The following is an 11,283-nucleotide window of genomic DNA, read 5'->3' as shown; positions in this document are numbered from 1 at the left end:
CCCCGCTCCCGGCCACCCCGGGAGCGGGGAGGCGCCGCCGTGCCGGGGGGCGCCGGACCCCGGGGTGACGCCCCGGGACCGACCGGCCCCGGGCCGCCGGGCGGAGGATTTCTCATCCGGCTCCCAGCCGGACATCACAGCCCTCCCAGCTCCCTGGGCCATAGTCGGACGGTACGCGCACCGACATCCAGGTCAGGAGGACCAGGCATGGGCCAGCACCGTCGCCTTCAGCCCCGACGCCGGCTTCTGGCCCCCACCCTCCTCACCCTGCTCTCGGTGCTCACCGTGGCGGCCGTCGTCACGGGCGCGCACAGCGTGACCTCGGAGGTGACGGCGGCGGGCAGCCCGACGGTGACCGCCCCGGCGGCCGCCACGTCGTCCCCCTCGCCCTCGCCCGCGCCCTCGTCCTCTGCCTCGGCGCCGGACGCGGCGCCGGACGCAGCGGCCCCGGCCGCCACCGGGGCGCCCACGGACGGGGCCGCCGGCGAGGCCACCACCGACCAGGCCGCCGCCGAGGCGCCCACCGACCCGGCCACCGCCGTCACCGTCCCGGGCCCGCTCGGCACCACCGCGGTGGCCCCGGCCACGCCCGAATCCGCCACCGTGGGAGCCCTGTTCAGCGGCAAGGTCACGGCGGGCGACCACTTCTGCACCGCCAGCGTGCTGCACAGCACCACGAGGAACCTGCTGATCACCGCCGCCCACTGCCTCGACAGTGCCGCCGGCGTCACCTTCGTCCCCGGCTACCGCGACGGCGCCGCCCCCTACGGCACCTGGCGGGTCACCGCGATCCACACCACCACCGGCTGGTCGCGGGACGGCGACCAGGACGAGGACTTCGCCGTCCTGGAGACCGCGTCCGACGGCGGCCGCCGGATCGAGGACGTGGTCGGCGCCAACCAGCTCGGCACCGACGAGCCCTTCGGCGTCACCGTCCGCCTCTACGGGTACCCGAGCGGCACCGAGGCGGCGCTCCTGTGCGGCAACACCACCGGCCGCCAGAGCACCTACCAGCGCGTCGTCGACTGCCCCGGCTACCCCGGCGGCACCAGCGGCGGCCCGTGGATCAGCACCGCCACCGGCCATGTGGTCGGCGTCATCGGCGGCTACCGGGAGGGCGGCGACAGCCCCGACACCTCCTACAGCGCCGCCTTCGACCACACCGTGGCGGCCCTCTACGAGGAGGCGGTGGACGCGGCCTCCTGAGCCCGGCCCGGACAGCGGTTCGAACGGCGTTCTTCACATGAAACACTCTCCGTCGACGAAACCGACACACCCGGAGAGCCCCAACCGTGACCACCTCCCGCACCACCGCCCTGACGATCGCGGCGACGGCCCTGGCCCTCGCCACCGTGGCGGGGTGCAACGACGACACCGGGTCGGCCGCCCAGCCGGCCCCGACCTCCGCCGCGGCCTCTGCCTCCCCGACGGCCTCCCCGACGGCCACCGCCTCCTCGCCGGCCACCACCGCCCCGGGGCCCGCGAATTCGGCCGCCACCGCGTCCGCGAGCCCGGCCGCCGAGGGTGCCTTCGACCCCGAGCAGGCCTTGGCGGCGGCCGACAAGTCGCCCTACGCGGTCTCGGTGGTCATGATCACCGAGAGTGGCGGGGTGGCGCTGTCGACCATGAAGGGCCGCAGCAACCTCAACGGCGTCTGGACCGGCCGGATGGAGATGCGCACCACCGCGCCCGGTGTCGCCGAGCCGATCCTCTGGATCGAGAGCCTGACGACGGCCGACGCCAGCTACCTGCGCGACCTGTCCACGCCGGGTGACGAGTGGGCCAAGATGCCGCGCTCCACCGACAACGCGGTCGTCGACTACACCGACTACGCCAAGCTGCTGCTGGCCACCGGCCCCGGTGCGCGCAAGGGCATGGAGACGCGTGACGGCGTCGCCGTCTACCACCTCACCGGCCACATCAGCACCGAACAGCTGAGCACCGTCGACCCGCGGACGTACAAGTCGCTGAAGGCGAAGGGCACCACCGGCTTCGACTTCGACCAGTGGATCGACCGCGCGGGCCGCACCCGCTACGCCGAGCAGCAGGTCGAGATGAAGGGCGTGAAGGCGGTCAACAAGGTCACCTTCTCCGACTTCGGCCCGGCCGAGACCTTCGCCGCCCCGGTGGCCGGCTGACCGCGAGCCGCCCGGAGCGCCAGGGCCGCCGTCCTTCCCGGGCGGCGGCCCCGGTCATGCCGCCCGCCCCGCCGCCGACATGACGAAGGCCCAGATCCGTGGATGAACTCCACTGATCTGGGCCTCTGTTGCACTTCTCGCGAAGTGCCCCCGGCAGGATTCGAACCTGCGCACCCGCCTCCGGAGGGCGGTGCTCTATCCCCTGAGCTACGGGGGCCTGCTTGGTGTTGTCGTCGCGTTCGCTTCGACGTGGAGAACATTACCAGGCCCGGGGCGTGGTCCGTGCACGGGTTTCCACCACCGGCCCGGCGGCGGGGAGCGGAGGGGGAGCGGAAGTCCGGAAAGGCCGGACGGGGCGGCGGGCGCGCCGATACCCTCGGTGAGGTGTCGGGAGTGTCCGGGCGGGTCCTCGTGGTGGACGACAGCGAGGTGATCCGTCAGCTGATCAGGGTCAACCTGGAACTGGAAGGCTTCGAGGTGGTGACCGCCGCCGACGGCGCCGAGTGCCTGGAGGTGGTCCGCCGGGTGCGGCCGGACGTGGTGACGCTGGACGTCGTGATGCCGCGGCTGGACGGCCTGCGGACGGCGGCCCGGCTGCGGGCGGCGCCGGTGACCAGCGGGCTGCCGATCGCGATCGTCAGCGCCTGCACGCCGGCCGACCTCGATCTCGGGGAGGCGGTCGGGGTGGACGGCTACCTGGGCAAGCCCTTCGACCCCGCCGATCTGGTGGCGCTGGTGTGGCGGCTGATGGCGCGGGCGGCGAGGCCGGACGGGTTTCGCCCTGAGCGAACAGAGCGCACGGATCGCGGCTGAGCACGGCGCGCGGGCGTCTCAACCGGCAAACCGGGTGGCGAGCGGGTACCCCGTCTCGCCTACGCTTGGCGTCGTGACCCCCGCAGAGCTTTCCCAGGCAGTCCAGGCCGCAGTGAGCGCCGCCGTCGAGGCGGGCGAGCTGGCCGTCGCCGTGCCCGAGCACGTGACGGTCGAGCGACCCAAGAACAGGGACCACGGCGACTACGCGACGAACGTGGCCCTCCAGCTCGCGAAGTCGGCCGGTCGGCCGCCGCGAGCCGTGGCCGACCTGGTGGCCGCCCGTCTGCGTGAACTGCCCGGGGTCGCCAAGGTCGACATCGCCGGGCCGGGCTTCCTGAACATCACGCTCGACGCCGCCACCCAGGGCGCGCTGGCGCGGAGCATCGTCGAGGCGGGCGAGTCCTACGGCCGCAACGAGGCGCTCAAGGGCCTGAAGATCAACCTGGAGTTCGTCTCCGCCAACCCGACCGGCCCGATCCACATCGGCGGCGTCCGCTGGGCCGCCGTCGGCGACTCGCTCGCCCGGGTGCTGCGGGCCACCGGCGCCGACGTCACCACCGAGTACTACCTGAACGACGCCGGCGTGCAGATCTCCAAGTTCGCCGGCTCGCTGAAGGCCGCCGCCAACGGGCAGCCCGTGCCGGCCGACGGCTACGTCGGCGAGTACATCGTCGACATCGCCAAGGCGATCGTGGACGGCGTCCCCGGCGTGCTGGACCTGCCCGAGGGCGAGCAGCTGGAGGTGTTCCGCACCGAGGGCCTCAAGCTCATGGTCGCCGAGATCCAGCGCTCGATGGAGGAGTTCGGCACCCACTTCGACGTCTGGTTCTCGGAGAAGTCGCTGCACGACTCCGGCGCCGTCGAGAAGGCCATCGAGCGGCTGCGCGAGCAGGGCCACGTCTTCGACCGGGACGGCGCGATCTGGCTGCGCACCACCGACTTCGGCGACGACAAGGACCGCGTCCTGGTCAAGGCCGACGGCGAGACCACCTACTTCGCCGCCGACGCCGCCTACTACCTCTCCAAGCGCGACCGCGGCTCCGAGGTCTCCGTCTACATGCTGGGCGCGGACCACCACGGCTACGTCAACCGCCTCAAGGCCATCTCGGCCTGCGCGGGCGACGACATGGACCGCAACATCGAGGTCAAGATCGGCCAGTTCGTGAAGATGCTTCGCGACGGCGAAGAGGTCCGCATGTCCAAGCGGGCCGGCAACATCATCACCATCGACGACGTGGTCGACTGGATCGGCGTGGACGCCGCCCGGTACACCCTGGCGCGCTCCTCCACCGACTCCACGATCACGCTCGACATCAACGTGCTGACCAGCCAGACCAACGAGAACCCGGTCTACTACGTCCAGTACGCGCACACCCGGATGTGCGGCGTCGCCCGCAAGGCCGCGGAGCTCGGCGTCGACAAGGGCCCGGCCGGGGACTTCAAACCCGAGCTGCTCGCCACGCAGTGGGAGAACGACGTCCTCGGCGCCCTCGGCGAGTTCCCGCGGATCCTGGCCACGGCCGGCGAGCTGCGCGAGCCGCACCGGGTCGCGCGCTACCTGGAGGACCTCGCGGGCAAGTACCACCGCCTGTACGAGAACTGCATGTTCCTGCCCAAGGGCGACGAAGAGCTCAACGACACGCACCGGGCCCGGCTGTGGCTGGTCGAGGCCACCCGCACGGTCATGGCCAACGGCCTCACGCTCCTGGGCGTGACGGCGCCCGAGCGGATGTAGGACCACCCCCAAGCGCACAGCGGGGGCGGCGGACGGTCAACGAGGACCGTCGCCGCCCCTCGCCATAAGCCAAGGAAGTAAGCAGAGATGAGCCGCTCCGCACACCCCGCAGGCCCCCGGCACGGCGACGTGCTGACCGAGGGCCACTACCAGGCGCCGCCGAGCGACCTGAACGCGCTCGACCCCAAGGTCTGGTCGAAGACCGTCGCCCGCGGTGCGGACGGCGTGGTCACCGTCGGCGGCCTCGACGTCAAGCGGCTCGCCGCCGAGTTCGGCACCCCGGCCTACGTCATGGACGAGGACGACTTCCGGACCCGGGCCCGCGCCTGGCGCGAGGCCTTCGGCACCGGCGCGGACGTCTACTACGCGGGCAAGGCCTTCCTCTCCAAGGCGGTCGTGCGCTGGCTCCACGAAGAGGGCCTCAACCTCGACGTGTGCAGCGTCGGCGAACTGGCCGTGGCGCTGGCCGCCGGGATGCCGCCGGAGCGGATCGCGCTGCACGGCAACAACAAGTCGGTGGACGAGCTCGAACACGCGGTGAAGACCGGCGTCGGCCACATCGTGCTCGACTCCTACGAGGAGATCGAGCGGCTGGCCGCGATCGCCGGCCGGCAGGGCGTGCGCCAGCCGGTGCTGATCCGAGTCACGGTCGGCGTCGAGGCGCACACCCACGAGTTCATCGCCACCGCCCACGAGGACCAGAAGTTCGGGCTCTCGCTGAACGGGGGCGCGGCGGCCGAGGCGGTCCGCCGGGTGCTCGGCCACCCCGGCCTGGAGCTGCGCGGCATCCACTCGCACATCGGCTCGCAGATCTTCGACACGGCCGGCTTCGAGGTCGCCGCCCGCCGGGTGGTCGGCCTGCTCGCCGAGATCCGCGACGAACACGGCGTCGAGCTGCCCGAGATCGACCTCGGCGGCGGCCTCGGCATCGCGTACACCAGCGAGGACGACCCGCGCGAGCCGGCCGAGATCGCCGCCGCGCTGGCCGACATCGTCCGCCGCGAGTGCGCCGCCGCGAACCTGAGCGCCCCCCGGCTCTCCGTCGAGCCCGGCCGCGCGATCGTCGGCCCGACCGCCTTCACGCTGTACGAGGTCGGCACGATCAAGCCGCTGGAGGGTCTGCGCACCTACGTCAGCGTGGACGGCGGCATGTCGGACAACATCCGCACCGCGCTCTACGACGCCGAGTACTCGGTGGCCCTGGTGTCGCGCGCCAGCGCCGCCGAGCCGATGCTGGTCCGGGTGGTCGGCAAGCACTGCGAGTCCGGCGACATCGTCGTCCGGGACGCCTTCCTGCCGGCCGACCTGGCCCCGGGCGACCTGATCGCGGTGCCCGCCACCGGTGCCTACTGCCGCTCGATGGCGAGCAACTACAACCACGCCCTGAAGCCTCCCGTGCTGGCCGTCAAGGACGGTGCGGCCCGGGTGATCGTCCGGCGCGAGACGGAGGAGGATCTCCTGCGTCTCGATATCGGATGACGAAATTCTTGTCTCAGATCATGGAACGACCGTAGATCCGTACGGAAAGTCCCGGAGACTGGTACAGACCGAAGATCCGGCGGATCCCCGAAATACCGCCGGAAACCGAAGCACGAAGAATGCAGAGCGGAGTCGGATGATGCGTACGCGGCCGCTGAAGGTGGCGTTGCTGGGCTGTGGTGTGGTGGGCTCCGAGGTGGCGCGCATCATGACGACGGACGCCGCCGACCTCGCCGCGCGCATCGGCGCGCCGGTCGAGCTCGCCGGCATCGCGGTCCGCCGGGCCGGGCGGGTGCGCCCGGGTGTGCCGGAGCACCTGATCACGACGGATGCCGAGGCCCTGGTCAACCGGGGCGACATCGATGTGGTGATCGAGGTGGTGGGTGGCATCGAGCCCTCCAAACACCTCCTCCTGTCGGCGTTCCGCAACGGCGCCTCGGTGGTCAGCGCCAACAAGGCGCTGCTCGCCAAGGACGGCACCGAGCTGCACGCCGCGGCCGCCGAGGCCGGGGTGGACCTGTACTACGAGGCCGCGGTGGCCGGCGCGATCCCGCTGATCCGCCCGCTGCGCGAGTCCCTGGCCGGGGACAAGGTCAACCGGGTGCTCGGGATCGTCAACGGCACCACCAACTTCATCCTCGACAAGATGGACAGCACCGGCGCGGGCTACTCGGAGGCGCTGGAGGAGGCCACCGCGCTCGGTTACGCCGAGGCGGACCCGACGGCCGACGTGGAGGGCTTCGACGCGGCCGCCAAGGCCGCGATCCTGGCCGGCATCGCGTTCCACACCAAGGTCACCGCGGCGGACGTCTACCGCGAGGGCCTGACCGAGGTGACCGCCGCCGACATCGCCTCCGCCAAGCAGATGGGCTGCGTCGTCAAGCTGCTGGCGATCTGCGAGCGGGCGGCCGACGGCGCGTCCGTCACCGCGCGGGTCCACCCCGCGATGATCCCGCTCACGCACCCGCTGGCCTCGGTCCGCGAGGCGTACAACGCGGTGTTCGTGGAGGCCGAGGCGGCCGGCCGGCTGATGTTCTACGGCCCGGGCGCGGGCGGCGCGCCGACCGCCTCGGCGGTCCTCGGCGACCTCGTCGCGGTCTGCCGCAACAAGCTCGCCGGCGCCACCGGCCCCGGCGACTCGGTGTACACCCGGCTGCCGGCCAAGCCGATGGACGAGGTCGTCACCCGGTACCACGTCAGTCTCGATGTGGACGACCGCGCGGGCGTGCTCGCCCAGGTGGCGTCCGTCTTCGCCGAGCACGGGGTCTCCATCGACACCGTGCGCCAGCAGGGCCGCGACGGCGACGCCTCGCTCGTCGTGGTCACCCACCGTGCCACCGACGCCGCCCTGTCGGCGACGGTCGACAAGCTCCGCGCGCTGGACAGCGTGCGGGACGTGGCCAGCATCATGCGGGTCGAAGGGGAGTAGGAAGAGCCATGAACGCCGTGATCGCCAGAGGCGCGCACACCCACCAGTGGCGCGGGCTGATCGAGGAGTACCGTGACCGCCTGCCGGTCAGCGACACCACGCCCGTGGTCACCCTGCTGGAGGGCGGCACGCCGCTGGTGCCCGCCCAGGTGCTCTCCGAGCGCACCGGCTGCGAGGTCTACCTCAAGGTCGAGGGTGCCAACCCCACCGGGTCCTTCAAGGACCGCGGTATGACGATGGCCATCTCCAAGGCCAAGGAGGACGGCGCCCAGGCCGTCATCTGCGCCTCCACCGGCAACACCTCGGCCTCCGCCGCCGCCTACGCGGTGCGTGCCGGGATGGTGTCGGCGGTGCTGGTGCCGCAGGGCAAGATCGCGCTCGGCAAGATGGGCCAGGCACTGGTCCACGGCGCCAAGATCCTTCAGGTGGACGGGAACTTCGACGACTGCCTCACCCTTGCGCGTGAACTGTCCGAGAAGTACCCGGTGGCGCTGGTCAACTCGGTGAACCCGGTGCGGATCGAGGGCCAGAAGACCGCCGCCTTCGAGATCGTGGACATGCTCGGCGACGCGCCGGACCTCCACGTGCTCCCGGTTGGCAACGCGGGCAACATCACCGCGTACTGGAAGGGCTACCGCGAGTACGCCGCCGATGGACTGTCCACCCGGACGCCGCGCATGTGGGGCTTCCAGGCCTCCGGTTCGGCCCCGATCGTGGACGGTGCCCCGGTGCTCAAGCCGCAGACCATCGCCACCGCGATCCGGATCGGCAACCCCGCCTCCTGGGACTACGCGCTCGCCGCGCGGGACGAGTCGGGCGGGCTCATCGACAAGGTGACGGACCGTCAGATCCTCTCCGCCTACCGGCTGTTGGCCGCGCAGGAGGGTGTCTTCGTGGAGCCCGCCTCGGCCGCCTCGGTGGCCGGCCTGCTGGCCAAGGCGGAGGCCGGGCTGGTCGACCCGGGCCAGCGGATCGTCTGCACGGTGACCGGCAACGGCCTCAAGGACCCGGACTGGGCGGTGGCCGGCGCGCCGCAGCCGCAGATCGTCCCGATCGACCCCGAGGCCGCCGCCCAGCGCCTCGGCCTGCTCGACTGACCGGAACCCGCCTGACCGGAACCCGCCTGACCTGGCCGAATCACCGCCCCCGGACCAGGATCCGCCCCGAGCCGAACCCGCCTTGAGCCGAGGGGGCACGGCGACGCCGTAGGGGCGGGAGAAGCGAGGACACCCCGAGCCGACCCCGCCCCGAGCCGACCCCGCCCCGAGCCGAAGGGGCGCGCCGGTGCCGAAAGGGAGGAGCGAGGACACCCCGAGGAACGAGGGGTGTTGGAGCGACGACCGTCGGCACCGGGTCGAGCGCCCCGGAGGCGAGCGGGCGAACACACTGTGGGCCGACCCCCCCTTTCGGGGGGCGGCCCACAGCCGTTCTCGGCTGACACTTTTGTGTCAATTCAGCCACGTAATCCGGTGCCATTCCGGCACGTATTCCGGCCAGAAACGGCAACACACCAGATCGAAGGCCCACGGGGTGTACCACTGTGGAACCTCTCTTCGATACTCTGGGTTCGGCCGTGTGGCACATGCCCCGGGTCCGACCCCTCCAGGGGTCGCGACGACGGCTGTGACCGCCCACCCCGATCGGGGCCCGCGGCCCCCTCCCACCCTCGCACCGACGCGCTTCGCGCCGCCCGATTTCCCCAGGAGAGTCCACCGCATGGCCGGTCCTGCGTTCCGTGCCGCCGCCGTCCGGGTCCGGGTTCCCGCGACCAGCGCCAATCTCGGCCCGGGCTTCGACGCCTTCGGACTCGCGCTGGGTCTGTACGACGACGTGGTCGTCCGGGTCGCCGACTCCGGGCTCACCGTCGACATCGCCGGTGAGGGCGCCGAGACGCTCGCCCGGGACGAGCGCCACCTGGTGGTGCGCGCGATGCGCGCCGCCTTCGACCGGCTCGGCGGCCAGCCGCGCGGCCTCGAAGTGGTCTGCGCCAACCGGATACCGCACGGCCGTGGCCTGGGCTCCTCCTCCGCCGCGATCTGCGCCGGCATCGTGGCCGCCCGTGCCGTCACCATCGGCGGCCCGTCCGCGCTGGACGACGACGCGCTGCTGGCCCTCGCCTCCGAGCTGGAGGGCCACCCCGACAACGTCGCGGCCTGCCTGCGCGGCAACTTCACGGTGGCCTGGACGGACGAGGAGTCGGCCAAGGCCGTCACCCTGGAGCCGTCCGACCGGGTCGTCCCGGTGGTCTTCGTCCCGGCGACCGAGGTGCTCACCGAGACCGCCCGCGGTCTGCTGCCCCGGACCGTCCCGCTGGCCGACGCCGCCGTCAACGCCGGCCGTGCCGCGCTGCTGGTCGAGGCGCTGACCCGCCGGCCCGAGCTGCTGCTCGCCGCGACCGAGGACCGGCTGCACCAGGACTACCGGGCCTCCGCGATGCCGGACAGCGCCGCCCTGGTGGGCGCGCTGCGCGCGGAGGGCATCCCCGCGGTGATCTCCGGCGCCGGCCCGACCGTACTCGCGCTCACCGACGAGGCGGGCGCCGACAAGGTGCTGGCCTTCGCCGAGGACGCAGGTCAGGGCGGTGCGGTGTTCGCCGCACACCGTCTGGAGCTCGACCGGGCCGGGGCCTCGGTGCTCCCGCTCGACGGCTGAGCACCGGTCCGGCGGCCCGGATCCGGCCGTGTCCGGGCCGGACCGTCCGGACACGATTGGCAAGCGCAAGGCTGGGGAATGTCTGAGGGGGTCGGTAGTGTTAACCTCATTGCTGCACCAGGTGCCCTCCGGGGCTCGGTGCGCCGCGTCCCGATCCCAGCACTCCGCCCAGGCGGAGTCCCGGCGATGTACGGGGCGACGATTCTCCGGGAGCCCACCGCAGCGCGTACGCAGCCTGCCTGCGCGACTTGCGGCCGCATCCCGAAGCCGTGACGGCACCTGACTCCCACCCGCGGCCTCCCACCTTGAGGCAAGGACGGGCGGAGCGCGGGCCACCGTCACGCGACGGGGGCCCGGGATTCGCAGGCAGCGTGGGGGTACCACCCGGCCATGGCCGGCTGGGGGAGGGTCGGCATGCGACCGTCCCACCGCGCCAATCAGCACCACCGTGCATCACGCACCGCACCTCGCAGCTCTCCTCCGACTGGCTACCCGCCATCCGGGGGATCACCGCCTCGGACCGACGCAGTCGAGCGTTGGTCAGGACAGCACAACCGGTCGCCGAGCCAGACAGGCCGACGTCCGCTCCAGGGAAGGACCCTTAGTGAGCGACACCACCGATCTGATGGGCGCGCGCCCGGACGCCGAGGCGTCGGACGCAGCCGCCGCCCCCGCGGCCCCGGCCCGGCGCCGTCGCACCGCTGCCGCGGGCCTGGACGGCCTCGTCCTGGCCGAGCTGCAGAAGCTCGCCTCGACGCTCGGTATCAGCGGCACGGGACGCCTGCGCAAGAGCCAGCTGATCGAGGCCATCAAGGAGAAGAGCGGCGGGGACCCGCTGCTCGCCGCCGGTGCCGCTCCCGCCGCCGCTCCGGCCGCCAAGCGCACCGCCGCCAAGGCCGGCTCCGCCGAGCCGGCGGAGAAGCCCGCCCGCCGGACCAAGGCCGCCCAGGCCGAGGCCCCGGCCGCCGACGAGCAGGCCCAGATCGACATCCCGGTCCAGGCCGCCGCCGAGACCGCCGCGCCGGCCCGCGCCGAGC

9 protein-coding genes and 1 tRNA gene are annotated in these 11,283 nt (G+C 72.7%); 9 read left to right on the top strand and 1 reads right to left on the bottom strand.

Annotated elements, in window-relative coordinates; translation table 11 throughout:
* Positions 1–207 precede the first annotated feature (207 nt).
* A complete protein-coding gene (locus ACFWA9_RS35440) occupies positions 208–1,206 on the top strand; it encodes a trypsin-like serine peptidase (protein ID WP_380392997.1) in 999 nt (332 codons plus the stop codon).
* A gap of 86 nt (positions 1,207–1,292) precedes the next feature.
* Positions 1,293–2,138 (top strand): LppX_LprAFG lipoprotein, encoded by an 846-nt coding sequence (locus ACFWA9_RS35435; RefSeq protein WP_380392994.1) that lies wholly within the window; start codon positions 1,293–1,295, stop codon positions 2,136–2,138.
* Positions 2,139–2,283: 145 nt separating this feature from the next.
* Here ACFWA9_RS35435 and ACFWA9_RS35430 read toward each other — a convergent pair.
* A tRNA-Arg gene (locus tag ACFWA9_RS35430) sits at positions 2,284–2,355 on the bottom strand.
* A gap of 176 nt (positions 2,356–2,531) precedes the next feature.
* On the opposite strand from ACFWA9_RS35430, the gene ACFWA9_RS35425 reads away from it, so the two are divergent.
* The 7 genes from ACFWA9_RS35425 to ACFWA9_RS35395 form a co-directional block, all read left to right on the top strand.
* Positions 2,532–2,951, top strand: coding sequence for a response regulator (locus ACFWA9_RS35425; protein ID WP_359803315.1), 420 nt, complete (start codon positions 2,532–2,534; stop codon positions 2,949–2,951).
* 73 nt (positions 2,952–3,024) lie between these two features.
* Complete coding sequence (gene argS / locus ACFWA9_RS35420) at positions 3,025–4,686, top strand: arginine--tRNA ligase (RefSeq protein ID WP_352289355.1); 1,662 nt, start codon at positions 3,025–3,027, stop codon at positions 4,684–4,686.
* Between the two features lie 87 nt (positions 4,687–4,773).
* Complete coding sequence (lysA, locus tag ACFWA9_RS35415; protein ID WP_329489601.1) at positions 4,774–6,165, top strand: diaminopimelate decarboxylase; 1,392 nt, start codon at positions 4,774–4,776, stop codon at positions 6,163–6,165.
* Positions 6,166–6,301: 136 nt separating this feature from the next.
* Complete coding sequence (locus tag ACFWA9_RS35410) at positions 6,302–7,594, top strand: homoserine dehydrogenase (RefSeq protein ID WP_329489602.1); 1,293 nt, start codon at positions 6,302–6,304, stop codon at positions 7,592–7,594.
* Between the two features lie 8 nt (positions 7,595–7,602).
* The gene (gene thrC, locus ACFWA9_RS35405) at positions 7,603–8,691 is read left to right on the top strand and encodes a threonine synthase (protein ID WP_352289358.1); all 1,089 of its coding nucleotides are present in this window, start codon (positions 7,603–7,605) and stop codon (positions 8,689–8,691) included.
* Positions 8,692–9,310: 619 nt separating this feature from the next.
* Positions 9,311–10,246: a homoserine kinase gene (thrB, locus tag ACFWA9_RS35400; protein ID WP_352289361.1), complete on the top strand. Its 936-nt coding sequence runs from the start codon at positions 9,311–9,313 to the stop codon at positions 10,244–10,246.
* 604 nt (positions 10,247–10,850) lie between these two features.
* A partial coding sequence (locus ACFWA9_RS35395; RefSeq protein ID WP_380392988.1) for a Rho termination factor N-terminal domain-containing protein occupies positions 10,851–11,283 on the top strand: 433 nt, incomplete at its 3' end.

Origin of the sequence: Kitasatospora sp. NPDC059973, from assembly GCF_042737525.1 — a bacterium.
Taxonomy (GTDB): Bacteria; Actinomycetota; Actinomycetes; order Streptomycetales; family Streptomycetaceae; genus Kitasatospora.
Note: the sequence above shows the minus strand (reverse complement) of the source record. Positions and strands in the feature narration are given on the sequence as shown.

Coding starts and splice junctions, on each gene's coding strand:
- thrB (WP_352289361.1), top strand. CDS start 9,311: ATGGCCGGTCCTGCGTTCCGTGCCGCCGCCGTCCGGGTCCGGGTTCCC.
- ACFWA9_RS35440 (WP_380392997.1), top strand. CDS start 208: ATGGGCCAGCACCGTCGCCTTCAGCCCCGACGCCGGCTTCTGGCCCCC.
- ACFWA9_RS35410 (WP_329489602.1), top strand. CDS start 6,302: ATGATGCGTACGCGGCCGCTGAAGGTGGCGTTGCTGGGCTGTGGTGTG.
- lysA (WP_329489601.1), top strand. CDS start 4,774: ATGAGCCGCTCCGCACACCCCGCAGGCCCCCGGCACGGCGACGTGCTG.
- thrC (WP_352289358.1), top strand. CDS start 7,603: ATGAACGCCGTGATCGCCAGAGGCGCGCACACCCACCAGTGGCGCGGG.